19 protein-coding genes and 1 pseudogene are annotated in these 25,381 nt (G+C 55.8%); 8 read left to right on the forward strand and 12 right to left on the reverse strand.

Annotation, left to right across the window (positions count from 1 at the left end; all coding sequences use genetic code 11):
• Nucleotides 1-68 precede the first annotated feature (68 nt).
• From HH216_RS05200 to HH216_RS05210, 3 genes are all read left to right on the forward strand, one after another.
• Nucleotides 69-3,671: a family 78 glycoside hydrolase catalytic domain gene (locus tag HH216_RS05200; protein ID WP_169549834.1), complete on the forward strand. Its 3,603-nt coding sequence runs from the start codon at nucleotides 69-71 to the stop codon at nucleotides 3,669-3,671.
• Between the two features lie 158 nt (nucleotides 3,672-3,829).
• Complete coding sequence (locus tag HH216_RS05205; RefSeq protein ID WP_254448693.1) at nucleotides 3,830-6,139, forward strand: sialate O-acetylesterase; 2,310 nt, start codon at nucleotides 3,830-3,832, stop codon at nucleotides 6,137-6,139.
• Nucleotides 6,140-6,377: 238 nt separating this feature from the next.
• Nucleotides 6,378-7,097 (forward strand): TylF/MycF/NovP-related O-methyltransferase, encoded by a 720-nt coding sequence (locus HH216_RS05210; protein WP_169549836.1) that lies wholly within the window; start codon nucleotides 6,378-6,380, stop codon nucleotides 7,095-7,097.
• Between the two features lie 412 nt (nucleotides 7,098-7,509).
• On the opposite strand, the gene gatC is transcribed toward HH216_RS05210, so the two are convergent.
• The 3 genes from gatC to purH all read right to left on the reverse strand — a co-directional run bounded on the left by gatC (nucleotide 7,510) and on the right by purH (nucleotide 10,252).
• Complete coding sequence (gatC, locus tag HH216_RS05215) at nucleotides 7,510-7,794, reverse strand: Asp-tRNA(Asn)/Glu-tRNA(Gln) amidotransferase subunit GatC (protein ID WP_169549837.1); 285 nt, start codon at nucleotides 7,792-7,794, stop codon at nucleotides 7,510-7,512.
• Between the two features lie 83 nt (nucleotides 7,795-7,877).
• The gene (locus tag HH216_RS05220) at nucleotides 7,878-8,615 is read right to left on the reverse strand and encodes a lysophospholipid acyltransferase family protein (RefSeq protein WP_169549838.1); all 738 of its coding nucleotides are present in this window, start codon (nucleotides 8,613-8,615) and stop codon (nucleotides 7,878-7,880) included.
• Nucleotides 8,616-8,707: 92 nt separating this feature from the next.
• Nucleotides 8,708-10,252, reverse strand: a complete 1,545-nt coding sequence (gene purH, locus HH216_RS05225; protein WP_169549839.1) for a bifunctional phosphoribosylaminoimidazolecarboxamide formyltransferase/IMP cyclohydrolase — start codon at nucleotides 10,250-10,252, stop codon at nucleotides 8,708-8,710.
• Between the two features lie 79 nt (nucleotides 10,253-10,331).
• On the opposite strand from purH, the gene HH216_RS05230 reads away from it, so the two are divergent.
• Entirely contained in the window at nucleotides 10,332-11,888 is a 1,557-nt protein-coding gene (locus tag HH216_RS05230) for a lipopolysaccharide biosynthesis protein (protein WP_169549840.1), read from the forward strand.
• Nucleotides 11,889-12,107: 219 nt separating this feature from the next.
• Here the strand turns inward: HH216_RS05230 and HH216_RS05235 are convergent, their stop codons facing one another.
• Both HH216_RS05235 and HH216_RS05240 read right to left on the reverse strand, forming a co-directional pair.
• A complete protein-coding gene (locus tag HH216_RS05235; protein WP_254448694.1) occupies nucleotides 12,108-13,025 on the reverse strand; it encodes a DUF4249 domain-containing protein in 918 nt (305 codons plus the stop codon).
• 7 nt (nucleotides 13,026-13,032) lie between these two features.
• Nucleotides 13,033-15,446, reverse strand: a pseudogene (locus HH216_RS05240) (TonB-dependent receptor).
• 162 nt (nucleotides 15,447-15,608) lie between these two features.
• Here HH216_RS05240 and HH216_RS05245 point away from each other — a divergent pair.
• Nucleotides 15,609-16,466, forward strand: coding sequence for a TraB/GumN family protein (locus HH216_RS05245; RefSeq protein WP_169549841.1), 858 nt, complete (start codon nucleotides 15,609-15,611; stop codon nucleotides 16,464-16,466).
• Nucleotides 16,467-16,549: 83 nt separating this feature from the next.
• Here HH216_RS05245 and HH216_RS05250 read toward each other — a convergent pair whose 3' ends face one another.
• The gene (locus HH216_RS05250) at nucleotides 16,550-17,428 is read right to left on the reverse strand and encodes a PPK2 family polyphosphate kinase (RefSeq protein ID WP_169553269.1); all 879 of its coding nucleotides are present in this window, start codon (nucleotides 17,426-17,428) and stop codon (nucleotides 16,550-16,552) included.
• Between the two features lie 18 nt (nucleotides 17,429-17,446).
• Nucleotides 17,447-18,328 (reverse strand): PPK2 family polyphosphate kinase, encoded by an 882-nt coding sequence (locus tag HH216_RS05255; RefSeq protein ID WP_169549842.1) that lies wholly within the window; start codon nucleotides 18,326-18,328, stop codon nucleotides 17,447-17,449.
• Nucleotides 18,329-18,459: 131 nt separating this feature from the next.
• Between HH216_RS05255 and msrA the strand changes: the two genes are divergently transcribed.
• Together msrA and HH216_RS05265 are read left to right on the forward strand one after the other, a co-directional pair.
• Nucleotides 18,460-19,017 (forward strand): peptide-methionine (S)-S-oxide reductase MsrA, encoded by a 558-nt coding sequence (gene msrA, locus HH216_RS05260; protein ID WP_169549843.1) that lies wholly within the window; start codon nucleotides 18,460-18,462, stop codon nucleotides 19,015-19,017.
• A gap of 273 nt (nucleotides 19,018-19,290) precedes the next feature.
• Nucleotides 19,291-19,560, forward strand: coding sequence for a hypothetical protein (locus HH216_RS05265; protein ID WP_169549844.1), 270 nt, complete (start codon nucleotides 19,291-19,293; stop codon nucleotides 19,558-19,560).
• 21 nt (nucleotides 19,561-19,581) lie between these two features.
• Here HH216_RS05265 and HH216_RS05270 read toward each other — a convergent pair whose 3' ends face one another.
• Nucleotides 19,582-19,983, reverse strand: a complete 402-nt coding sequence (locus HH216_RS05270) for a response regulator (protein ID WP_169549845.1) — start codon at nucleotides 19,981-19,983, stop codon at nucleotides 19,582-19,584.
• Between the two features lie 303 nt (nucleotides 19,984-20,286).
• On the opposite strand from HH216_RS05270, the gene HH216_RS05275 reads away from it, so the two are divergent.
• Nucleotides 20,287-20,808: a hypothetical protein gene (locus HH216_RS05275; protein ID WP_169549846.1), complete on the forward strand. Its 522-nt coding sequence runs from the start codon at nucleotides 20,287-20,289 to the stop codon at nucleotides 20,806-20,808.
• 74 nt (nucleotides 20,809-20,882) lie between these two features.
• Here HH216_RS05275 and HH216_RS05280 read toward each other — a convergent pair whose 3' ends face one another.
• The 4 genes from HH216_RS05280 to HH216_RS26585 all read right to left on the reverse strand — a co-directional run bounded on the left by HH216_RS05280 (nucleotide 20,883) and on the right by HH216_RS26585 (nucleotide 25,339).
• Nucleotides 20,883-22,988, reverse strand: coding sequence for a prolyl oligopeptidase family serine peptidase (locus HH216_RS05280; protein WP_408641786.1), 2,106 nt, complete (start codon nucleotides 22,986-22,988; stop codon nucleotides 20,883-20,885).
• A gap of 232 nt (nucleotides 22,989-23,220) precedes the next feature.
• A complete protein-coding gene (locus tag HH216_RS05285; RefSeq protein WP_169549848.1) occupies nucleotides 23,221-23,766 on the reverse strand; it encodes a 3'-5' exonuclease in 546 nt (181 codons plus the stop codon).
• Nucleotides 23,767-23,834: 68 nt separating this feature from the next.
• Nucleotides 23,835-25,160, reverse strand: coding sequence for a S41 family peptidase (locus HH216_RS05290; protein WP_332871478.1), 1,326 nt, complete (start codon nucleotides 25,158-25,160; stop codon nucleotides 23,835-23,837).
• Nucleotides 25,103-25,339: a hypothetical protein gene (locus HH216_RS26585; protein ID WP_332871479.1), complete on the reverse strand. Its 237-nt coding sequence runs from the start codon at nucleotides 25,337-25,339 to the stop codon at nucleotides 25,103-25,105. The genes HH216_RS05290 and HH216_RS26585 overlap by 58 nt, the downstream gene beginning before the upstream one ends.
• Nucleotides 25,340-25,381 lie beyond the last annotated feature (42 nt).

Here is a 25,381-nt window from a genome sequence, read left to right on the forward strand (position 1 = left end):
ACATTTGGCAACGTTCGGCATAGGAAATGTATCAAGCGTACTACTATACGCTTTTACCCTTCGTTTCTATGTCGCGTTCGCTACTGGCTTTCGTTTGCTGGCTTTGGCTCGGTTTGTATTCCCTGAAAGCGCAAAATGTGATCAGTGCGACAGCATTACGCTGTGAAAACCTGACCAACCCGGTCGCGCTGGAAACACTCAAACCCCGACTGGGCTGGCAGGTAAGCGGGGGCGAACGAGGATTGATTCAACAGTCTTATCACGTGCTGGTCGCCAGTTCAGCCGCGAAATTAAGCCGCAATGAGGGCGACCTGTGGGACTCCGGCGTCGTGCAGTCCGACCGGTCGATCTGGGTGCCCTACGGTGGCCAAACCCTCACCAGCCGGGCAGCCTACTTCTGGAAAGTGCAACTGACGACGACCAACGGCGTAACGTCGGACTGGAGCCAGCCTGCCACCTGGACGATGGGACTGGTACAACCCGGCGACCGGCATGCGCAGTGGATCGGGCTGGAGCAAACGTTTCCCTGGGATCAGCCCACGGCCAACCGCACCCGGCTGTCAGCGCGGTATTTTCGAAAAGAAACACAGCTCAGTAAGCCCATCCGGCAGGCTACTGCCTATATCTGCGGGTTAGGCCTGTACGAACTGCATCTCAACGGGCAGCGCATCGGCACGCAGGTGCTGGCTCCCGGCCCGACGGAATTCAACAAGCGCGTTTTTTACAACACCTTCGACGTCACGGCCCAGCTCCGCCAGGGTACCAATGCGCTGGGTATTACGCTGGGGAACGGTCACTTTTTCCGGATGCGGCTCAACCAGTCGGGCCTGCCCGAAACAACGCACTACGGCCTGCCCCGCCTGTGGTTTCAGCTTGAAGTGACCTATACCGACGGCAGCAAACAAACTATTATCAGCGATACATCCTGGAAAGTGACGGCCGACGGACCGATCCGGGCCAACAACGAATACGACGGCGAAGAATACGACGCGACCCACGAACTGACCAACTGGCACCAGCCCGGCTACGACGATTCGGGTTGGCTGGCGGCTGAGTCGGTCGCGGCCCCGGCGAGTCGGCTGGAAAGCCAGATTAACCCGCCGATTCGGGTTATGGAAACCCTTCGCCCCCGCTCGATCCGGCCATTGCGCGACGGCGTGTATATCATGGATATGGGCCAGACCATGACCGGCTGGGTACGTATGCGGGTAAGTGGTCCGCGCGGCACCCGCCTGACGATGCGCTTCGCCGAGGGCCTGACCGGCGACGGCTCACTGTACACCGAAAATCTCCGGTCGGCGCAGCAAACCGACGTCTACACGCTGCGGGGCGATGGCCCGGAAGTCTGGGAACCCCGCTTCACGGTTCACGGCTTCCGCTACGTCGAACTATCGGGTTTCCCGACAATGCCTACCGCCGATCAGTTCGACGGCTGCGTGGTCTACGACGAGATGGTGCATCATGGGCAGTTCACCTCATCGAATGCATTGCTGAATCAGATCGTGGCCAATGCGGACTGGGGTATCAAAGGTAACTACCAGGGTATCCCGACCGACTGCCCGCAGCGCGACGAACGGCTGGGCTGGCTCGGCGACCGCACGACGGGCGCCCAGGGCGAAAGCTTCCTGTACGACAATCAGGCTCTGTATGCCAAGTGGCTCGGCGACATCGAAGACGCCCAGTCCGACCAGGGTAGCATTCCCGACGTCGCTCCGTCGTACTGGAAAACCTATACCGACAACATTACCTGGCCAGCCGCTTACGCGTCCATCGCCAATATGCTGTACGATCAGTACGGCGACGACGGCCCAATTCGCCAGCACTACGCATCGATGAAACGCTGGATTCAGTACATCGACCGGTATCAGCAGAACTACAATTACTGGAAAGACGAATACGGCGACTGGGCCGTGCCACCCGAAGCGCCCGAGGTAATCATTACGCAGGACCCGACCCGCAAAACACCCGGCGATGTGCTGGGATCGACGCACTACTACTATGTTCTGAAACTGCTCGAACGCTTCGCTACCATCACCGGCAACGATACCGACCGAGCCTGGTTTGCCGAACGGGCGGGGCTGGTGAAGGACGCGTTTAACCGCAACCACTGGGACACCGACAAACAGCAATACGCCAACAACACGACCACTGCCAACGTGCTACCGCTGGCCTTCGGCATGGTGCCCGACGACCGGCGCGATCGGGTTACGAAAAATCTGCTGAACCGCCTGACGGGGGAATACAACACCCACGTCAGTTCGGGTGTGGTGGGCGTACAGTGGCTGATGCGTACACTGACCAGCCTTGGCCGCCCGGATCTGGCATATCAAATTACAACCAATACCACCTACCCCAGCCTGGGCTACATGACGCAACAGGGAGCCACCACGATCTGGGAACTCTGGAACGGCAACACCGCCAGCGCATTTATGAATTCCGGTAACCACGTGATGCTGCTGGGCGATCTGCTGGTGTGGTTGTATGAAAACGTGGCCGGTATTAAACAAACCGAACCCGGTTTCCGGCGGCTGAGTATGGTTCCAACCCCCGTTGGCGACCTGAGCCGGGTCAGTGCCAGCCATTCGTCGCCGTATGGCCTGATCGGCAGCGACTGGCAGAAGAACGCACGCGGCTTCCGCTGGTCGGTGACGGTGCCGGGCAACTGCCGCGCCGAAGTGGCGGTACCGGCCAGCGCACCCGAACTGGTCTGGGAAGGCGGTCGGCGGGCCGTGGAATCGCCGGATCTGGTATTTCTGCGGCAGGATGGCGACCGTATCGTGTTTGCCGTCGGTAGCGGCACCTACGTGTTTACCAATATCCCCCCGGCCAATCTGACCATGCAGCTCATAACCGACAAGCGCGTTGTGCAGCCCGGCGACCCACTGCAACTGTACATGACGGTGCGGAATGAAGGGCCGGAAACAGCAACGAACGTATCGGTCGGAAACCGGCTACCAGCCGAACTGACGCTCCTGTCGACGGCCGGCCTGTCGATGACCGATGGGCAACTAACAGGCCAGATTGCCCAACTCGGCCCTGGCAACCAGGTCACGTACTCGTTGCTACTACGCCCGACACTGCCCGGCACGTACCGGCCGACAGCGCAGGTAACAGCCGCCGATCAGTTCGACCCAACTTCTATTCCAAATTCCGGCACGGGCGATGGTGAAGACGACATGGCGTCGGTGGATTTCCGCACCGCGCAGGTCGCTCCGGCGGTGTTTGTATCGCCCAATCCATTCCAAACGCCATTACCGGCCGTATTGACCAACCAGCCCCGTTCCGACTCGACCAAAGCTGATTTGAGCCTGTCGATGCAAATCAGTCAGCCGGTGCTCATGGCCAGTGCGCCAACGGCGCTGTCGCTGCTGGTCACACATCAGGGAGGCCGGCCGGTAACCGGAATTTCCCTGCGGCTGGCACTCCCTACCGGGGTTTCGCTGGCCGACGGCAGCGCAGCCGGTAGTTCGATTTCGCTAACAGTCACGGGTACGCTGGCAACCGGCCAGACCACGCCGGTCGTTGTCATGATAAAAGCGACTACCGCACAGCCAGCCATTGTCCGGGCCGAAATCAGCGCGGCCAGCGTTGCCGATCCCGATTCAATACCGAACAATGGCCTGACCAACGGCGAAGACGATACCGCCCAACTTCAGATCCGTGTCCGATAGGGCGCTTTACTAACAATCCGGCATAAACCCGTCCGAAGGCATTACTTTTGTTTTCTATCTGGCTTTCGCACCTGCTCATGTCGCTGCCCGTTCGTTGTCTTTTTCTGTTGCTATTTTTTCCCCTGATTGCAACTGCACAGCTTCAGATTTCACACCCCATGGCCCGGCTGGTTGTGCAGCGGGACGGCAGCAACAACGGCCGGATTTACGTGTCTGGGCGTATAGCGGGGGCCGTCGACCGGGTCGAAGCGCAATTGACCCCCGTTACGGCCGGGCAGGGCACGGCAACCGACTGGCAGATCGTGCAGACCAGCCCGACGAATAATCTGTTTATCGGCTCCGTCGCCGGTACGGGCGGCTGGTACGTGCTGACAGTCCGCACGATTACCGGTGGGGCCGAGACAGCGCGGGCGAGCGTTCAGCCGGTTGGTATCGGCGAGGTGTTCGTAACAGCCGGTCAGTCGAACGCGCGCGGACTAGGTTCGGGCGACAACGACCTCGGCACGGCTACCGACCGGGTCAATGCCATCGATACCATCAACCATTATTACCCGGCCGGTACCGGCAAGCAGTTGTTTTCATCCGGTGATCCATCGCCGGTGCCTGTTTATAAGGCACTGACAGCGGGTCGGCGGGTGTTTCCAATGGCCGAAAGTTCGTGGGGATGGGGCGAGCTGGGCGACTACATCGTCAATCGGTTCAACGTCCCCGTTGCGTTTTACGTGGCAGGTTGGGACGGCTCAACGGTCGAGAACTGGTACAAGACGGCCAACGGGCAACCAACCTGCAACCGCTACAATTGCACAGAAGACTGGCCTAACCTGCAACCCTACACCAACCTGAAAAACGTTCAGAATTACTACCTGTCGGTGGCGGGTGTGCGGGCCGTTCTGTGGCACCAGGGTGAGGCCGAATATGACTTCGGCAATGGCAACTCCAGCATCCAGTATTACTACGATCGACTGGTCAATGTGATTCAGAGATCGCGGCAGGATTTCAACGGGCGCAACATTCCGTGGGTCGTTGCGCGGGCATCGTTCGACGGTTCGGTAACACGGCAGGCGGTAATCGACAAACAAAACGCGGTTATCCTGACGCAGGGGTTGAGCGTATATCCGGGGCCATACAACGATACGATTCAGAACCGCAACGCTGGCAATACCGACGTCCATTTCCGCAACAGCTTCCGGCCCGACGTGCACCCCCGGTATTACCTCAACCCGAATAGTATTCCGGTGGAAATGGGGCTATCGCGCTTCGCCCGGAACTGGAACGCCAGTCTGGATGGCAACTTTTTTCAAAATGCCACGCCGATCACTCCGACGCAGTTTGCCGCTACCGGCAACGTGGCGCGGTATGTAGTACCAGGCGGAACGATCAGCGTGTCATTTGCCACGACCGGTACGTTCAACAGCGATAATCAGTGGCAGGTGCAGCTGATCGGCTCAAATGGCTATTATCTGGCCACGCTGGGTAGTGGCAGCAGCAGCCCCATCACGGTCACATTGCCCAGCACCTACACCAGCGGCTCGTATAGCCTGCGGGTTGTATCAACGTCGCCAGTACTACCTGCTGTACCGTCCAACTCATTTGAAATCAATTCGCAGGGTAACAATGCCGATCTGAGCTTAGGCATGGATATCAGTGCGCGCACACCCTCGGTTGGCGATGTTGTGACGGTCTCGCTGACCGTTCGCAACGACGGCCCCGTAACCAGTTCCAATATCGTCGTACGCGACCGGCTCCCGGCCAACCTGGCGTTTGTATCCGGCACGGGTGTAACAGTAGCGAATGGTGTCGTGACGGGCGTAATTTCTCAACTAAACGCAGGCAATAGTACCAGCCTGAACTTCACCGCCCAGCCCACCGCCGACGGACTCTACCGGAATGCCGCCGAGATTGCGCAAACCGAAACCAACGACCCCGACAGCCAGCCCAATTCCGGCACCGGCGACGGGCAGGACGACGCGGCACAGGCCGATTTACGCACACGGGGTGGCGGCAGCAGCGTCTACGCATCGCCCAACCCGAATCAGACGCCCCTACCCGCTGTACAAAGCAATCAACCCACGCCCGACCCTAACACTGCTGACCTGAGTCTGGGCATCGCCGTAAGCAACCGTACGCCGAAAGTCAACGACATAGTTACGTACACGCTGACGATCTACAACCGGGGGGGCGCAACGGCCACGAACGTATCAGCGCGGGCGTACCTGCCCAACGGCCAGACGTTTGCGTCGGGCACCAACATGACCGCCACGCAGAACGGAGCCCTCGGCACGGTCGATTCCATCGCGTCGGGCGGCAGCGTCACGCTCCAGTTTCAGGCCCGCATCACGGCCGCTGGTAGTGGTACCTGCACGTCAGAAATCACCGCATCGACCCCGTCTGACCCAGATTCAACCCCAAATAATGGTGTCGATACTGGCGAAGATGACACCGCCCGCGTCGACCTACGGGCGCAGTAATAGGCTTCCTATAACCCATTACATTGTTCCAGACAGCAGGATGCTGCCGGGTACAGCGTATAGCCTTGCGCTCGTGATATAGAGCAAGCGAAGACACTGCGCCTGGTACATTTAGTGTCAGACTCCATTCAGTAGTATACGATTTGTCGTTTGGTATAGATTATGCTGCAAAATCGGCAGCGCGATGGTCCATCAAACTGGCCGCGCCCATCTTCACCGCTAGCAGTACCTACTCGAAATGGATAACTTCTTTATCACGCAGGAGCCGTATATACATATTGGTAACAAACGCTTTCTGGGCCGGGTAGGCAATACGCTGATTAAGTCGCTGGGCTTACGCTACACTCTGCACCAGCACCTGGATTGGACTACCGATATGAACTCGGTGGAGCAGCGGATCAATTATTTTCATTTGCTGGATGCCGTCATTGCGTATCATGTTCCCGGCGACGTCGTGGAATTGGGCTGCTACACCGGTCAGTGTGCGTTGCTATTCCAGAAAATAATTGCCGATCATAACAGCGACAAGCAGCTGCATTTGTACGATAGCTTCGACACCCATTTCTCGTTCAAAGGCAACATCGAGCAGGAGTTAGTCAGCAACTTTGAGAGAGCGAACCTCAAACAGCCGGTTTTGCACAAGGGCTACTTTGAGCAGACCCTCCCGGCGAATCTGCCGGAGCAGATTTGCTTTGCGCACATCGACTGCGGTTTCGGCGGGGAGCCACAACAGCACCGCGAAATCATGCTGCATTGCCTGACTCACCTTTACCCGCGCCTGTCTCGCGGAGCCGTCGTTGTCCTGATGGATTACCACGACGACCAAACAGGGGATAAAGGCGCCGATGCGAATCCCGGCGTTAAGCTGGCCTGTGACGCTTTTTTCGCCGACAGACCCGAGAAGGTCGCTTCATTGTACGGCAATGAATACTCCCACGGTTTTTTCCGAAAGCTGTAGAACATTAGTTCACTATTGCTACATAGGTTACTGACTACTCAACAAGTACAACGCCCAGCTACTACTATTGGTAGCTGGGCGTTGTACTTATTTCATACCTACGGCTGCGTCCAGAAAATTAACTCGTTAGACTACACCTAATTCCTTATCCAGTCAGTGAAGCTTTTGGGGCGACGATCGAGCCAACTATACCAGAAAGCCAGCCCGATGTTGATCAACACTCCTGTAAGAGCAATGCAGAGTTTCCCTCTCAAATTAGTCGCACCCCAATAGATGATACCCGTTATGGGTATGACCATTGTCATCACAATACTAATCAGCCATTTACCGAGTTGTGAAGTCATGTTCGTACTGTCTGACGTCTAGCGTCTTGTGTGGCGAATCTACGGAGAGCTTATTAGCCAGCCACCAGCTACTCTAATACCTTCGGCACTTCGAAAAACTGCCCGTCCTGTTGGGGGGCGTTGGTCAGCGCTTGTTCGCGGGGGAGTTGGTTAGCGACGACGTCGTCGCGCAGGACGTTGGTTTCCAGCGAGATGTGCGTCAGTGGCTCAACGCCCGTCGTATCAACTTCATTGAGTTGTTCCATCCACGTCAGTACGTCGTTCAGGCTGTTGACCATACCGGCTTCTTCCTCGGGCCGGACTTCCAGCCGGGCGAGGTGAGCGATTTTGTGCAGGAGTTCGGGGGTAATCATAATCAACGAGTTTGGTTAAACACAGAGGCACGGAGCTAACAGAGTCAGACACAACATTTTCTGTTATCTCCGTGCCTCTGTGTTTAAAATATAGCCTGTTTGCTTGTCAAATTTAATTCATCCTGAATGATCTGATACGTCTGCTCTTTTACCGTTTCTACATCGTCCTGCGTCAAACCGGTGGTGGGAATGGGCGGATGAATAACGGCGCGTAACGGGTAATGACGCATCCGAATTGTTGGGACGTCGGGCAGGATCTGGTAATTCGTCAGCAACGTAATCGGGACGATGGGCACCTGCTGCTGAATTGCCATGATAAACGCGCCGTCTTTGAACGGATGGCGCATCTGCGGGATGTCTTTAGCGACGATGCCGCCCTCCGGGAAGATCATAATGCTACGCCCCGACGCCAGTGTCCGAATCGACTTCGCCAGCGAGTAAGCCCGGCTGTTGGCCTGCTCCCGGTCGACCTGTACGTGCAGTTTGGCGAACATATACCCCAGCAGCGGAATGTGCTTCACCTCACTTTTACCCACAAAAGCGAAGTAGTTATCCACAACAACACCCATCGCGGCAATATCGATGTACGAAAAGTGGTTGGCACAAAACACATATACCCCGTCGGGTTCCGGCCGGAACCGGTGTTCGATCTGCACGGGAATACCCACCAGCGCGAAAAATACCTTTCCCCACAACCGGTTGATCCAGTGCGCTGTCGGCTTCCACGCGGTCCGTTGCAAACAGACGAACTGCGCCGGAAAGAGCAGCAGATACAGCCCCACCAGCACCACAGCACACCAAACCGTGTAGAGAAGACGCATGGAATGAGTTTAAGGCCTGTGGTTCAATGTTTAAGGTTAGTACTCCGTGAGAGAAAACAACCTTAAACATTGAACCACAAACCTTAAACGAATTAATGTTTGAAATGCCGGACGCCGGTGGTGACCATCGCCATGTCGTGCTGATTGCAGTAGTCGATGGAATCCTGGTCGCGGATGGAGCCGCCGGGCTGCACGACCGCCGTGATACCCGCCTGACCCGCGATTTCAACGCAGTCGGGGAAGGGGAAGAAGGCGTCGGATGCCATGACCGAACCCGTCAGGTCGAAGCCGAAGGCATGGGCCTTCTCGATAGCCTGCCGCAGCGCATCGACGCGCGACGTTTGACCGACGCCACTCGCCAGCAGCTGGCCTTCTCTTGCCAGTACAATCGTGTTCGACTTGGTGTGCTTGCACACTTTCAGCGCGAACTCCAGTGCCCGTACTTCGCTGTCGGTCGGGGCTTTCAGCGTGACGGTCTTGAACTGGTCAGCGACCTCGGCGGTGTTATCTTTGTCCTGCTCCAGCACTCCGTTCAGGATGGTCTTGAACATGGCCGTAGGCAGCGCGACGGGCTTGCGTTTCAATAAAATCCGGTTCTTTTTCGATTTCAGCAGATCAAGCGCTTCCGGGGCGAAGTCGGGGGCGATCAGGATTTCCATGAACAGCTTGTTCAATTCCTGCGCCGTCGCCAGATCGACCGGCACGTTGGTTATTACCACCCCGCCAAAAGCCGACACGGGGTCGCAGGCGAGGGCGTTGAGGTACGCTTCCTGCGCCGTAGGGGCCGTCGCGATACCGCAGGCGTTGGTGTGTTTGATGATCGCGTAGGTCGGCGTGCTGCCAAACTCGTCGATCAGCCCCACACAGGCATCGACGTCGACGAGGTTGTTGTACGACAGTTCTTTACCATGCAGTTTATCGAACATCGCATTCAGATCACCGAAGAAACGGGCCTGCTGATGCGGGTTTTCGCCGTAGCGCAGGTGGTTTTCGGGAAGCTGCTGGAAATTGTGTACGTCGGCGGCATCAGCCGTATCAGGGCTGGTCGACTGGCCCAGGAAATAATTCTGAATAGCCGTATCGTAACCCGACGTTACGCTGAACGCTTTGCCCGCGTACTCGCGCCGGTCGGTCAGGTCGGTACCGCCGTTTTTCTCGGTCAGCAGGCTCACCACGCCGTCGTACTGACTGCGCGACGACACGATCAGAACGTCGTTGTAGTTTTTGGCAGCCGCCCGAATCAGCGAGATACCGCCGATGTCGATTTTCTCGATAATGTCTTCATCCGACGCACCCGACGCGACAGTTTCTTCGAATGGATACAGATCGACCACCACCAGATCAATCGGCGGGATGCGGTGTCGCTCGGCTTGTGCGAGGTCTTCGGGTGTGTCGCGCCGGTACAGTATCCCGCCCATCACGGCCGGGTGCAGCGTTTTTACCCGCCCCCCGAAAATCGACGGGTAGCCGGTCAGGTCTTCAACGGCCGTAACCGGAATACCGAGGTTTTCGATAAATGTCTGCGTACCACCAGTTGAGTACAATTTTACGTTGTGCTGGTGAAGCAGGCGAACGAGAGGTTCGAGGCCGTCTTTGTAGTAGACGGAAATCAGCGCGGAGGCAATTGGAAGGGACATACAGTACGATGAACGTATCCGCAAAGATAGCCAAAGGTGCTTACCTTTGTTTGCCGGGCTTCGTGGTCCGCACTCGCGTATGAGTACCTTCAAAAAGCTGGCTGGCGATACGGCCCTGTACGGACTGAGCACGATTGTGCCGCGCATGATCAACTTCGCGCTCGTGCCGTTGCAGACGTGGGTTTTCACCCGCCCCGGCGAACTGTCGTCCAACGTCGTGCTGTACTCCTACGTCGCGCTGATGCTGGCTGTGTACACGTTTGGGCTGGAAACGGCCTTTTTTCGGGGTGCTGCCCGCGCCAAAGGCCCGGAAAACAAAGCCGTCCGCGACGAAACGTTCAACAATACACTTAGTATCGTACTGGTTATCACGGCCCTCTGCACGACCCTGATTCTGCTGTTGACCAAACCCATCGCGGGCTGGCTCGACTACCGGGGGCAGGAACTGTCGATTACGTGGTGTGCGCTGCTGGTAGCCGTCGATGCCACCATGTCTATACCCTTCGCGCGGCTACGGGTCGAGAATCGGGCGCGGCAGTTTGTTACGGCTAAGATTGTCAACGTGGTCGTGATGGTCGGGCTGAACTTCTTTTTCCTGCTGTTCTGCCGCGACGTGTATATGGGGAAGTACCTCACTAGCCTGCAACCACTCGTCCGGCTGATTTACTTTCCAGCCGTCGGCCCCGGCTATATTTTCCTGGCGAACCTGCTGGCGAACCTGCTGTACGTCTACCTGCTGCGCGACACGCTGAAAAACTTCAAATTCCAACTTCGCCCGGAAGCCGTAAAACCACTGTTGATTTATTCGTTTCCGCTGATGCTCACGACGCTGGCCGGTTTGCTCAACACCCTAACCGACCGGATCGTACTGGCCCACTGGCTCCCAACCGGCTTCTACCCCGGCCTGACGACCAATGACGCAGTGGGTATCTACGGCAACTGTTACAAGCTGTCGGTCTTTATGGCGCTGGCAATTCAGTCGTTCAAATTCGCGGCTGACCCGTTTTTCTTCGCACAGGCGGACGACAAGCAGGCCCCCGATCTACTGGGCCGCGTCACGAAATGGTTTGTCATTATCTGCGTCGTGATCTGGGTGGGCGTCAGCCTGAACATCGACGTGATCGGACAACTAATGCTGCGGTCGCCGTTGTACCGGACGGGGTTGGCTATTGTACCAATTCTGCTGCTGGCGAACCTGTTTCTGGGCGTTTACTACAACATTTCGTTCTGGTTCAAACTCAGCGACAAAACCCGCTTCGGCACGTTGATTACTGTGATCGGGCTAGCCGTGACGGTCGGGGGCAACATACTGCTGATTCCAGCAATTGGCTATATGGGCTGCGCCATCGCGTTTCTGGCGTCGTGCGTTGTGATGACCGCCGTGTGTTATCTGCTGGGTGAAAAATACTACCCGGTCCCTTATGACGTCGGTTCGGCGCTGGGGTACATCGCTGGCGCGGGTGCGCTGATCTGGGCGTCGGGCCTTATTAAAATCAGCAGCTTCTGGATTGCCATTCCGTATCATCTGGCACTGTTCGCACTATTCCTCGGCGTTATCGCCATTGTTGAGCGTGACACAATTCAGGACGGCATACGCCGGTTCCGAAAACGGGGTACGACTACGCCGGTGGTGTAGTAGCTGACCTCGAATGAACTCACGGCAGCGGCCGACCGTCCCCGGCCCCTCTCCTAAAACAGGAGAGGGGTGACTCACATGGGCACTCTTATCCGTTGTATCGGCTTTGGGTACTGTGTAGCCTGGACGTCCACGTCCGGGTGCCCGTCAGGGCAACCACTTTCGGCGGCAGCTATTTGGCCGCTACGCGTCCACCCGGACGTGGACGTCCAGGCTACACTACCGCGCCAAGTTGCACACACTACCGCAAATTCTCTTTTTTAACAACGGCTGAGCGGCTGCGGATGGCCGTTGCAGTGAAAAAACCCGTTGCGGTCCGACCAGCCGCGTTGGTGTTGACGATGTTGGTGGGCAGGTTGGCGGGGGCGTGGCAAACAGACCGCCGTTGGTAAGCTGCGTGCGCAGTTGGCCCAGAAAATCAAACGCTTCCGCCGTAATCGAGCTTACCTCGACCCGCACCGAATCATTCATACGGTACAAACTGTCGGGGTTGGCCGACTGGCGGATGGGCTGGATAAATTGAAGTCCGTCGGTGTCGGCGCTGCCCCGGAAGGCGGCATCCTGCACGGTAACGATGTTGCGGGGTCGGTTCTGCAATACACCATTCCAGAAAAAGCGGACGCGGTAATAGTCGCGGGCACCGGCGATGTCGGTAGCGTAAAAAATGGCCTGATACCCCATTTGGCTGGAAATCGGGTTGATACGGGCCTGCCTGAACACCAGTGAGTCGATGGTGGGGACACGGTTAAGGGTTGAACTCGCAACGTACGTATCGCCCTGATACGCTATTGTCAGCTTGTAGGTATGGCCGATGCGGCCCATCGTGTCGCGGGCTGTGGGTTTCCAGACGTAATAACCGTCGTTGTCGGGGTCGGTGAAGGCGTAGATCCGGCCGGTGTTATCGGCAACGGTCACGGTAGCCCCTTTGGCGGCTGGGGTGATCGTGCTATCGAGGTAAGCCGCCGTCAGGCTAAGTCGAATCGTTTGGGCCCCGACCTGATCGGTGATCGTACCATCAACCGATAGCTGCGTTGGCGACGTATCGAGGTCAGCGTTGATGACTGTCGTACAGGCCGTCGTCAAACCGGCTAGTACCAGCAGCATCCCCGAAAGGCGCAGAAATTTAGCAGTTGTCATGCCCGGTCTAGAATTTAAAGTTGTAGGTGACAGATGGGATAGCGGTAGCGAAGACCGAGTACCGGATGGCCTGCGTCACGCGGGGATTGACAATTGGGTCACTCGTGTTACCCGGCTGGAAATACACTGAAAACGGGTTCTTACGGGCGTAGACGTTGTACACGGAGAACACCCAGTTGTCGTCTTTGCGCTTGCCGGTTCGTTTGCGGCCCTGCAACGTAGCCGCCAGATCGAGCCGGTGGTACGGCGGTATGCGGTAGTTGTTGCGCCCGTTGACGGTGTACCCCACATAGCCTTCGTACTCGAACCGGCTGGTCGGGAAAGTAGCCGGGGTACCGCTGGTAAGGGTGAACGTGGCCGAAAAATTCCAGCGGCTGCGGCCTTCGGTGCGGCCGGGCGGATCGATCAGCAGCACCGACGTCAGCGTGTGGCGTTTGTCGAAGCGGGTAGCGTACCACTCGCCGTTGTTGATTCCCGCCACCTGCCGTTCGGTCTTCGCCAGCGTATAGCTGATCCAGCCATTGACGACGCCTGTGTTACGCTTTATGTAAAATTCCGCCCCGTAGGCCCGGCCGCGCCCGCTGAGCAGGTCGGCTTCGAGATACTGGTTCAGAATCAGGTTGGCCCCGTCGATGTAGTCGATCTGGTTTTGCAGCCATTTGTAATACACCTCCACCGACGCTTCGAACTCACTACCGCGCGTGCTGCTCTTACCGAAGTTCCGGAAGTAGCCCCCCGCCACCTGATCGGCAATCTGGGGTTTCACGTTGTTGGTCGAGGGGGTCCAGACGTCGAGCGGGGTTGAGGCTGTGGTGTTGGAAATCAGGTGGATGTACTGCGCCAGCCGGTTGTAGCTGAGTTTGAGCGAGCTGTTGGGGTCGAGGTCGAGCTTGGCGGCAAGGCGGGGTTCCCAATTACCATAGGTCTGAATTGGCTTGCCCCGGTCATAGGTCCGGGTCGAGACGAGTGATTTGCGGGTGCCCAACGCGCCGTCGGTGCTGAACGTATATGCCTCGCCGGGGCCGATGTAGGTGAACAGCGAATACCGCAGGCCGTATTGCAGTTGCAGCCGCCGGGTTAGCTGCTGCTCGTTGCCGATGTACAGCGCATTTTCCAGTCCGTAGCGGCTGTCCAGTCCAAACCTCCGCTCGACACCCGCACTCGTCGCTGTAGCTACGCCGGGCTGGAAGTCGTGCAGAATACTTTGCCCACCAAACGACAGGGTACTTTTCCCCAGAAACAGCGAGAAATCAGGCTTGATACTGTAGTCGACAATCCGCGAGTCGGTGCGGAAATTATCCTGCGGATTCTTACCGCTCTGGTCGGAGTTGAGGGCGTACTGATAATTGCTGTAATAGGCCGTCGTATTGAGAAACAGTCTGTCACTGAACACGTGGTTCCAGCGGGCCGACAGCGTCGTACTACCCCAGTTGAAACCGAAATCAGCCCCGAACACGTCGCGGCCGAGGTAGCCCGACAGGAACACCGTGTTGCGGTCGTTGATGCGGTAGTTGGCCTTTGTCGTCAGGTCGTAGAAGTAAAATTTAGCCCCTTTCAAATCGCCCCGCAGGAACGGCTGCGCCAGAATATCGGCATACGACCGCCGGGCCGCGACGATAAACGAACCACGGTTTTTCAGGAACGGCCGCTCATACGCCAGCCGACTGAAGATCAGCCCGATACCGCCGTTCAGTTCGCCTTTTTTGGCGTTGCCTTCTTTGAGCCGTACATCAAGAATGGATGCGATACGCCCACCGTAGTTGGCCGGAATACCGCCCTTTATCAGCTTGACATCCTTTATCGCGTCGGGGTTAAAGACCGAGAAAAAGCCGAACAGGTGCGACGAGTTATAGACCGGTGCTTCGTCGAGCAGCACCAGATTCTGGTCGATGCTGCCCCGCGCACGTTGAAACCCGTTGCGCCCTCCCCTACCGTACTGACACCCGGCAACAGTTGAATACTCCGGATCACGTCGACCTCGCCGAGCAGTGCCGGAATGCGTTTGATGGTCTGTACGTCGATTTTATTGACGCTCATTTCCACGCTTTTTACGTTGTCGTCGTCGCGCTGCGTCGATACCGTTACCTCCTGAAGCTGCTTGCCTTCCTGCGCCAGTTCCAGATCGAGTTTTACGCTGCGGTCGGTCAGCGTTACCGTGCGCGTTTGCTTCGCGTAGCCAACATAGCTGATGACGAGATTATACGTACCGGCGGGCATCGTCACGGCATAGAAGCCATAGTTGTTGGTTACGGCACCGGTACCGGTTTCTTTCACGTAGACCGACACCCCAATCAGCCCTTCGGCGTTGGCCGCATCTTTCACGTACCCGCTGACTGTCAGTTTGTCCTGCGCAAAAGCTGCACCGGCACCAACCAGCCAGCTGATCAGCAAGAGGTACCCTAGTCGTATTTGTTGATTCATAATTTGTTGTTCCGGGAGCAGGAATGGGCTGTTTGACAGCAAAGGTACGTCCTGCCGTAGGGCGACTGTTTTAAATTTGTTGAAAGCCCGGTTTGTCGGGTTGAGCGGTAATCGGCATTCGCCCCAAAACCCGTTTCTTTACAGCGCTAACTTTTATCAATCATGCGCATTCTTCTTTTGATTCTGGTTCTTCTCGGGGGCCGGGTAAGCGGTCAGTCGATGCTGTGGGAAGTGTCGGGCAACGACCTCAAACAACCCTCCTATCTGTTCGGCACCTACCATATTCTGAAAGACAGCTACCTCAAACAGGCACCCGCCGTGCAGCAGGCATTCGATAAGTCGGCGGGGGTAGTGGTCGAGACAACGGTCGACTCGGCGGCTATGCTGAGTATGGCGATGAAAGCGATGATGCCGGGTAAAAACCTGAAACAGCTCATCTCCGCGCCCGACTATGACCTGGTGGCGAAGGAGTTCAAAACAACGACGGGTTATGACCTGGCGATGTTCAGCATGATGAAGCCGATCATGACCGCGACTACGCTCAGCATGGCTTACACGGAGAAAGAGTCAGACACGCTGAGCCACTTCACAGGCCAGCCCATCGACCTGTTTTTCGCCACCGAAGGCCATCGGAAAGACAAACTGGTAACGCCCCTCGAAACGATGGAACAGCAGATGAATTTTCTGTTCGACCACGACCCTGTCGAAAAGCAGGCAGCGGACCTGGTAACGATGGTGAAAGAGAAGGCCGACATGCGAAAAGCCGCCGGTGACCTCACGAAACTTTACCTCAAAGGTGATCTGAACGGTCTGTATAAGCTCAGCCGGTCATACGAAGACAAATACGGCGACCTGTCGTTTCTGGTCACGGAGCGCAACCAAACCTGGATGAAACGGCTACCGGGCCTGATGGCTTCCCGCCCAACGTTTATCGCCGTAGGTGCCCTCCACCTCGCCGGCCCGGACGGACTCGTCAGCCTGCTCCAGAAACAAGGGTACAAGCTGAGGGCGGTTAAATGAGTCTAAGGTTTGTAGTTTAACGTTCAAGGTTTCTGGCACATGCAGAAGCAACTTTAAACATTAAACCATAAACCTTAAACCTATCAACTGTCCTGCTTTTTAATCAGCTTGCGCTGTTCGGTGACGGTTTTTTTGTCGGTTTCGGGGAAGGATGTGGGCAGGGCTTCGAGCAGCTCGGTCAGGATGTTGGCGATGATAAGCTGCTGGTTCTGCCGGTCGTCGCTGGGGATCACGTACCACGGGTTCTGCTTCGTGGCCGTCGCGTTGATCGTATCTTCGTAAGCCTGCATGTAGTCGCTCCAGAACTCGCGCTCTTTCAGGTCGCTGGGGCTGAGTTTCCACTGCTTCTCAACATCGTCGAGCCGGGCGAGCAGTCGTTTTCCCTGCTCCTGTTTGTCGACATGCAGGTAGAACTTCACGATGGGAAAGCCGTTCCGAAACAGGTAATCTTCAAAGTGGACGATGTCGCCAAAGCGCTGTTTCCAGAGCGTATCGATATTCTTAGGCACCAGATTCTCCGGTATCGACTGGTCGTCGAGCCGGTCGGGGTGTACGCGCAGGGCCAGCACCTCCTCGTAATACGACCGGTTGAAGACGCCGATGTTGCCCCGCTCCGGCAGTTCCTGCCAGAACCGCCACAGAAAATCGTGTTTCAGGTCGGTGTCTTCGGGTTTCTTGAAAGCCGCCATGCGAAACCGCGACGGGTTGACCCCTTTGAAAACCCGCCGGATGCTGCTGTCTTTGCCGGCTGCGTCCATCGCCTGAAACACGACCAGAAACCCGTATTTTTCATCGGCATGCATCCGATTCTGGGCCTGATCCATGCGGGCCGCCAGAGCGTCGAGTTGCTGATTCAGATCATCAGCATCTTTATACAGCGGCTCAACACGCGTTGGCGTTTGCGCTGACTTAAACGGAGTCTTGTTGTCGAAACGGAACGGCTTGCTGGAGAATGCCATAATGTGCTGAGCGTACGATGGTTATTGACCCTTGATTACAGGAATCAATTTTTGAAGTTCCTTAAACCGATCTTCACCCGACTCCGGCTCTTCGATCGGCAGTTTCTTTAATTCTTCGATGATAATGCGCCCGACAATCAGCCGCATATTCTTTTTGTCGTCGGCCGGAATAATGTACCAGGGGGCTTTGTCAGTAGCCGTTTCGTTAATGCATTCTTCGTACGCAGCCTGGTAATCGTCCCAGAACTCACGCTCTTTCACGTCGCCCTCTTCAAATTTCCAGTTCTTCTCCGGATCTTCAATCCGGGCGATCAGCCGGTCGGCCTGCTCCTGTTTCGATACGTTCAGGAAGAACTTAACCGTCGGGAAGCCATTGTGAGAAAGGAATTTCTCCATGTCGCGAATGGCTTCGTACCGATGTTTAAACAGCTTGTCCAGATCGTCGGTCGCTTTTTCCGGCAAGCGCTGGCTATCCGTGAGTATCTCCGGGTGTACTTTCGTTACAAGCACTTCTTCATAGTACGAGCGATTGAAGATGCCGATCTTACCCCGCTCCGGTAGTTCACGCCAGCTACGCCATAGAAAATCGTGGTCTAGTTCCAGATCCGTCGGTCGCTTAAACGAATGCACCGTCACCCCCGTTGGGTTAGTGCCCGTAAACACGTGCTTGATCGTACCATCTTTTCCGGCCGCGTCGAGCGCCTGAAAAATAACCAGCAGACCATAGCGGTTGTGGGCAAACATCAGGTCCTGATACTTGTCGATCTCGTCGGCCTGATGCCGCAGCATTACCTCGTAATGGCCTTTATCGTCGTAGTAATCGTCAACTTTTGTCGGTACTTTTTTGAGCTTCAGCTTCTTGTCTCCGTCGTAGCGGAACTGGTCGGTATCTAGGTCTTTCACAGGCAGTGGGTGTAAACTTTACTGAATCAGACACTGTTGTATCTGTATCAACAACAATGAACAGTAGCAATAGTTATGGACCGGCTCAGCAGCTATTCCTGACCGTCGGGCTGTTCGCTTCTTAGACGTAAATGGACACAAACGTAAATACGGAGAAAGCTACTTTTGGCACTGGCTGCTTCTGGTGTACAGAAGCCCAGTTTAACTCACTCGACGGCGTTATTTCGGCTATTTCAGGTTACGAAGGTGGCCAGAAAGCCGACCCTACCTACAAAGAAGTATGCACGGGTACCACCGGCCACGCCGAATGTGTTGAAGTGACGTATGATCCCAACCGTATATCCTACCAGGAATTGTTACAGGCATTCTTCCGGAGCCACGACCCCACCTCGCTCAACCGGCAGGGGGCTGACGTTGGTACGCAGTATCGCTCGGTGATTTTCTACCACAACGACGAGCAAAAGCAACTTGCCGAAACGGCCAAGGCTGAACTCGACAAGTCGGGCGCTTACGACAGCAAGATCGTCACGGAAATTAGCCCGGCCGAACCGTTTTATCCCGCTGAAGACTACCATCAGGATTACTTCCTGAAGAACCCCAACCAGGGCTACTGCGCCTTTGTCGTGGCCCCCAAACTGGATAAATTCCGCAAGGTTTTCAAAGAAAAGCTGAAGCCTGTCAACGCGTAACACGACTAATTCCTGTAAGCAAATGGGGCCACCTGATTCAGGTGGCCCCATTTGCTTATATAATCCGGCCCGACTCAACAATTAAATTTTATCGGCGTATACAGCGTAATGAATTGTGTCTAATGGCATCTGCTTTGTCCTTTTCTAAGTTAATCACAAAAGCAGACTTACTCACATACAAAATCTAGTTGTTTTGTATACAAAGAGAAGTTGGTACTTGCTGGTGTACGTACTTTAACCGACCGTTGGCCTGTCACTCTGCCCAAACTACGCATGAATACAACAGTAACGCCCCGTGACGCTGTGAACTGGCAGACGTTACTACAGATTGCCCGTTTGCTTCCTTCCGGTAATAAAACGCCCCTTGTTTCATTCACCAACCCCGATGATGCGGCTCAATTCATGCGGCAGCAGGATCCACCGGGCACGAAGCTGTGTCTGCTCACTAAAGATGCATCGCTCTTCTGGATTGTACCGATCAGCACCGCTGAACAGCTGTTACAGAATGGTTTTCAACAAATATTAAAAACTATCCGCCTGTAAATCAGCAGACTACTGATGGTTTTAGTTTGAGTACGATAGCATCCGGGCGGCATTCACCAGGTTACTGTAGTTTTTTGCTTTCTGGATCAGACCATTGCATCCCAACTCGAAACATCGCTTGATGACCCGTTCATGCGTCGTATCAACGAGCATCAGTATGGGTATGGAGCGAAATACGCTGTCCTTCTTTAGCACCTGCAACACCTCATATCCGTTCATAATCGGCGTGTTGGTCGCCAGCAGGATCAAATCCGGCAACCGCCCGTCCAGACAGTGTGTGAGTCGGATCAGCAGCTCGGCCCCATTTTCTATATGGCAGAATATCGGAGTATCACGCCGGTCAATCAGGTTGTGCTGTGCGTAATCGGTAACTGAATCGCCCTGATCAACTACGTATATCAGGGGCGCATTAACGGTAATCATACTAAATGAGTAGAGTATCTGTCGTTCATGTTGGTTCAATATCAACAATTGAACCAATTGATAATCGGACTCACCCACCTTGTCTGCGTAAATGTTTTAATCGGTTACTAACCTGAATTTTTAGCGGATCAGTCGCTTCTCCGCTCATCATATAACGGTATGACTGATATGGATTCGCGTTCGACATTGCGTTACTTTCGGCTCAATTGAGCATAACCGATCAATAAGACGCAGCCGGCAAGGCTTGCCTGGTTCTATGCTCCCCGTTTTCTTTGTCCCGTTGTACATCATTATCTACTACTCATGAAAAAACTGCACTATGCTTTTCTGCTGATCGTCCTGTCGCTCGTCAGCACACACTCATTTGGCCAGATGGCCATTGGTAAAGGAACCAGTTTCATCAATGCCGGTATCGGTGTTGGTGGTTACGGTTATTTTAATGGCAGCGGTGTAGCCCTGACAGCGGGTTACGAAACTGGTGTATACGAGAACATCACCGTTGGCGGTGTTGCCGGTTTTCGTACATACGGTAGCGGTGTCACTTCTTTCGACATTGGCGCACGGGGGTCTTACCACTTCAATGAGCTGATTAAGCTGACAGATGACAAGCTCGACTTGTATGCGGGTATTGGTGTGTCGTTCTACCGCTTATCCTATGGCGACAGCTATATCCGGTCATTGGGTATCTCCGACAGTTACTCAACGGCTTACGTACCCATACACATCGGTGCCCGGTATTTGTTTGCGAATAATCTGGGCGGTTTTGCCGAGATAAGTTCGAGCCTGGCTACACTGCGTCTAGGGTTAACGTTTAAACTGAAGTAACTCAGCATCATAAACAAAGCCGCGGGCTATCGGATCACTCCGGTAGCCCGCGGCTGTTTTGTATCCCACCAAACCTACTTCAACGTTTTCACACCCATATTCCAGAGGATGAACGAGTACGTTTCGGCGGCATCCTCGATATTTTTCTTTGTGTTGCTGGCTCCGTGACCAGAGTTGGTTTCGATCCGAATCAGCACGGGGTTGTTGCCTTTATAAACGTCCTGCAACGTAGCCGCGTACTTGAACGAATGCGCCGGAACGACCCGGTCGTCGTGGTCGGCGGTGGAAATCAGCGTAGCGGGGTAGTTCTGACCCGCTTTCAGGTTGTGAATCGGCGAATAGGCGTACAGTGCCTTGAACTCGTCAGGATTGTCGCTACTACCGTAGTCGGCGATCCAGTTCCAGCCGATAGTGAACTTGTGGAAGCGCAGCATATCCATCACACCCACCTGCGGAATGGCCACCCGGAACAAGTCGGGGCGTTGGTTCATCACGGCCCCGACGAGCAGGCCCCCGTTTGAGCCGCCCATGATCGCCAGTTTGGCCGGGCTGGTGTATTTTTCCTTAATCAGGTACTCGGCTGCCGCAATAAAATCGTCGAACACGTTCTGCTTTTTCAGCTTCATCCCCTGCTCGTGCCACGCTTCGCCGTATTCACTGCCCCCCCGCAGGTTAGCCTGAACGTAAATACCGCCCTGCTCCAGAAACGGAATCCGTAGCGGGCTGAAACCCGGCGGCAGGCTGACGTTGAAACCGCCGTAGCCGTAGAGCAGCGTCGGGTTGGTACCATCGAGTTTTAGTCCCTTGCGGTGCGTCAGGAACATAGGCACTTTCGTACCGTCTTTGCTGGTGTAAAACACCTGCTTCGTTTCGTAATCGCCGGGTTTGAAATCGACTTCGGGGGCGCGGAACACGGTACTTTTGCGGCTGGCAATGTCGTAGCGATAGATAGTGGACGGGCTGGTAAACGACGTGAACGAGTAGAACACAAACGAATCTTCCGGCTGACCGCCAAACCCACCAACCGACCCCAGACCGGGCAGTTCGACGGTGCTTTCGTGCTTGCCCATATAGTCGAACACCTGAATCTCCGATACGACATCTTTGGTGTATTCGACAAACAGCTTGCGCCCGCCCGTACTGACGCCACCCTCAGCCATCGGGTACTTCGTTTCGCCGATCAGCGTTGTCATGGCTTTCTTCTTCGTGTCGAACGCGACGACTTTGCCGTTGGGCGCTTTGTCGTTGGTCTGCATCAGTAACACGTCGCCCCGGTTGTCGATCAGGCTGTAGCGCGAGTCGGTCACGTCGGCAACGATGGGCGCGAACGTTTTGCTACCCGACTGACTGTCGATGAAAAACAGCGCGTTACCGTCTTTTCCCTGCCCCCGGTCGCTTACCGACAGGACGGCGAACCGTTCGTCATCGGTGGTGCTGAGGGTGTGAAAGCGTTGCCCGTTTTTGGCGTCTTCATACACCAGCCGGTCGGCCGACTGCGGGGTGTTGATCGCATGGAAGAATACCTGGTGGTTCTCGTTTTTAGCGGCCAGTGCGCTGCCTTCGGGTTTAGGATAGCGGCTGTAGTAGAACCCGTCGCCCTGCCAGGCAGCGCCGGATACTTTCACCCAGTCGAGTGTTTCGGGCAGGTATTTTTTCGTCGTCAGGTCCATAACGCGGTATGTGAACCAGTCTGACCCGCCCTGCGACGTACCAACAACAGCGTATCTGCCGCTTTTCGACGGCGAAAACACCGTCAGTTTAGTGGTTCCTTCCTTCGACAGTTCGTTCGGATCGATAACAACTTCGGGCTTGCCGTCCAGCCCCATCTGCCTATAAAGCACCGACTGATTTTGCAGGCCGTCGTTTTTGTAGAAGTAGTACCACTTCGCCATCTCGCCTGTCCCCTGATGAAAGGGCGACGAGTATTTGGGGTAGTTATAGATCTGCTCCATCCGCTGCTGCAACTGTTTGCGGTACGGAATCTGATCCATGTAGGCATCGGTGACTTTGTTTTCAGCCTTGACCCAGTCTGCCGTTTCGGCCGAGCGGTCGTCTTCAAGCCACCGGTACGGGTCCGCTACAACAGTACCGTGGTACGTATCTGTATGCTCGACCCGGCGGGCTTTGGGGTATTGAATGGGCGAATCAGACTGGGCGTCTGTCGTGGTAACGTCAAGCATAAGCAGGGCACAGAAAAGGAGAGGAACGCGCATAAAGTCGAGGAAGTAGGTTGATGGCAAATGGTTGTATGGTCAGTGTATTTGGCCTGCCCGCTTACCCCCCAGCCCCCTGAAGGGGGAGCATTCCGTAAATGGACCACTCCCCCTTCAGGGGGCTGGGGGGTAAACCGAACGAAAAAAAGCAATTCCTAACGAATCGTTGTCAATTCGTATCAGTCGGGCTGACAGAAAATCAATTGTCTTCCGAGTAAATGGCGGACGATGGCCGGGGAATATGACCGTATTTGTCGTGTTCAAGCAGCATCTCGAACAGCTTCACCGTCGCGGCTGCGTCGCCAGCGGCCCGGTGACGACCGTTGAGCGGAATTTCCAGCGAACGGCACAGCTTGCCGAGACTATACGACGGGTGGCCGGGTAGAATTTTTCGACTCGACCGCACGGTGCAGATTGTCCGGCGGAGGAAATCATAGCCCAGCCAGTTGAGTTCTTTCTGAATAAAGCCGAAGTCGAAGCTGACGTTGTGGGCCACGAAGATCGCCCCTTCGGTGATACGCAGGATTTCATGGGCCACTTCTGAAAACAAAGGTGCCTGCGCCACCATCTCGTCGGAAATACCGGTTAGGTGCCGAATAAAGGGCGGAATGGGGCATTCGGGGTTGAGCAGCGTGTGAAACGAGTCGACAACCTGCTGCCCATCGTGGCGAAAAATGGCTATTTCCGTAATGCGGGTCGGGCCTTTGATGCCGCCCGTTGTTTCAACGTCGACTATACAATACACAGATAACCGGTTTTCGGTACGTGCTTCGACAGCCCACAAACAGGCTGTTGCGCAACTAAGATACAACCTCAGCGTGACGCCTGCAACGGACGAGTCCGAATCGGCTGCCGGGCTACGACGCCTTCGCGAATCAGCCGGAGGGTATAATCCAGCACGTAGTCGCGGTTTGTCAGGAGGTCATCGTAAGAACGTGTGACGGTGAAATCCGGTTCAACCGTGAATCCATTGGCCCGATCAGCCGTAACAGCGTGGGTTAGTTTCTTCAGTGGAATGCGCACCTGAATACGGGAGTTGGGCAGCGTAATGGTTTTGAAATGACCGGCAAAATCACCCCAGTACGCGCTGCCGCTCGCTTCGCCGATGTAGGTACCCATGCCCGCATCGAGCGTTTTGGCCAGCACGGTTGTCGTGGCCGAGAACGACGCACCATTCATCATAAAATAGAGGTTGCCGCGAAACGCCAGGTGCTGCCGGGGGCGGTAGCGCCATCGCGCCGACCGGCTCGCGAAGCCTCCGGCCTGACTCCGTTTGTACTGCCAGCTAAAGTGCAGGGCTGAGATCGGGTTCCAGCGGGTGACGAGTTCTTGCCGGGCGGCCGGGTTCATTTCTTCCCGCGCCATCATCGTAAACGGCTTCGGCATCCAGTACCGCAGCAGGTTAGCCGAATTCGTGACGACGCCCCCGCCGTTGCCCTGCATATCCACGATCAGGTTTTGTACGCCCTCGTCGCGCAGTTGCCGAAACGCCCGTTTGAGCCGCCGGTTGAATCCCCACTGAAAGGGGTCTTTTTTGCCCACGTTCATAAACGACGATACGCGCAGTACGGCCGTCCGGGTCAGCGAATCGACTACGCGCACCGACAGGTTGGGGCGCCGGTCTATTTCGTTGCGGTAGCGTCGCTGCATCACCGCCCGAAACCGTTGCAGCGATGCGCAGCGTAGGCTGGTCCGGCGGGTCGTTGTGTCGCCAATGGCGCGGTACGAAATCGTTACCGAATCGGCCGAGCCATACCAGGCGGCATAGTAATCGGCGAACTGTACCAGACTCCACTGCCGCCGGCCTGTGAGATTATCGCCGTCGGAGCCGGAGCGGTCGGCTTCCATCAGTTCGCGGTGCAGTTCGCCCACGGGCCGGTCGTTGATCGTCAGCAGTTCATAGCCCCGGTGCAGGCTCGTATCGGTCGACACGTTGTGGCTGATGTAATACTGATCACCGACGGGCCGGATAAAAAACGGGATGTAACGGGTTTGCTTCCCGATGTAGTTCCGGCGGTGGGTGATGTTGGTGTGCCCGTCTTTGATAGCCGCCACGAGCGGGCTAACGGTATGATAAAACGTCAGGTACGGCATAGGAGCCGTAAGCCGGTTGAATAGCGAGTCATAGAGTTGTTCCATGCGCGGGCGGGGGTGTAAAAGCCCATGCCCGGATGCAGCAGATCAAGTTTGCGTTTGAGGAAGGCGATATCGGCGCGGGCCTGTCCGGGCGTCAGCGAATCGACAGGCTGGGCAAAAGCAGGGAAAAAACCGGTAAGGCAAATAAAGAGGAAGGCAAACAAACGCGTCGTCGGATTCATCAGGCAGAGAGGAAGGCCAACCGTTTACGGTACCGGCGGGTC

The organism is Spirosoma rhododendri, assembly GCF_012849055.1.
GTDB classification, from domain to species: Bacteria; Bacteroidota; Bacteroidia; order Cytophagales; family Spirosomataceae; genus Spirosoma; species Spirosoma rhododendri.

Bases quoted from the DNA above. Each gene is read 5' to 3' on its own strand.
- HH216_RS05200 (WP_169549834.1), top strand. From the start codon at position 69: ATGTCGCGTTCGCTACTGGCTTTCGTTTGCTGGCTTTGGCTCGGTTTG.
- HH216_RS05205 (WP_254448693.1), top strand. From the start codon at position 3,830: ATGGCCCGGCTGGTTGTGCAGCGGGACGGCAGCAACAACGGCCGGATT.
- HH216_RS05210 (WP_169549836.1), top strand. From the start codon at position 6,378: ATGGATAACTTCTTTATCACGCAGGAGCCGTATATACATATTGGTAAC.
- gatC (WP_169549837.1), bottom strand. From the start codon at position 7,794: ATGATTACCCCCGAACTCCTGCACAAAATCGCTCACCTCGCCCGGCTG.
- HH216_RS05220 (WP_169549838.1), bottom strand. From the start codon at position 8,615: ATGCGTCTTCTCTACACGGTTTGGTGTGCTGTGGTGCTGGTGGGGCTG.
- purH (WP_169549839.1), bottom strand. From the start codon at position 10,252: ATGTCCCTTCCAATTGCCTCCGCGCTGATTTCCGTCTACTACAAAGAC.
- HH216_RS05230 (WP_169549840.1), top strand. From the start codon at position 10,332: ATGAGTACCTTCAAAAAGCTGGCTGGCGATACGGCCCTGTACGGACTG.
- HH216_RS05235 (WP_254448694.1), bottom strand. From the start codon at position 13,025: ATGACAACTGCTAAATTTCTGCGCCTTTCGGGGATGCTGCTGGTACTA.
- HH216_RS05245 (WP_169549841.1), top strand. From the start codon at position 15,609: ATGCGCATTCTTCTTTTGATTCTGGTTCTTCTCGGGGGCCGGGTAAGC.
- msrA (WP_169549843.1), top strand. From the start codon at position 18,460: ATGGACACAAACGTAAATACGGAGAAAGCTACTTTTGGCACTGGCTGC.
- HH216_RS05265 (WP_169549844.1), top strand. From the start codon at position 19,291: ATGAATACAACAGTAACGCCCCGTGACGCTGTGAACTGGCAGACGTTA.
- HH216_RS05270 (WP_169549845.1), bottom strand. From the start codon at position 19,983: ATGATTACCGTTAATGCGCCCCTGATATACGTAGTTGATCAGGGCGAT.
- HH216_RS05275 (WP_169549846.1), top strand. From the start codon at position 20,287: ATGAAAAAACTGCACTATGCTTTTCTGCTGATCGTCCTGTCGCTCGTC.
- HH216_RS05280 (WP_408641786.1), bottom strand. From the start codon at position 22,988: ATGCTTGACGTTACCACGACAGACGCCCAGTCTGATTCGCCCATTCAA.
- HH216_RS05290 (WP_332871478.1), bottom strand. From the start codon at position 25,160: ATGGAACAACTCTATGACTCGCTATTCAACCGGCTTACGGCTCCTATG.
- HH216_RS26585 (WP_332871479.1), bottom strand. From the start codon at position 25,339: ATGAATCCGACGACGCGTTTGTTTGCCTTCCTCTTTATTTGCCTTACC.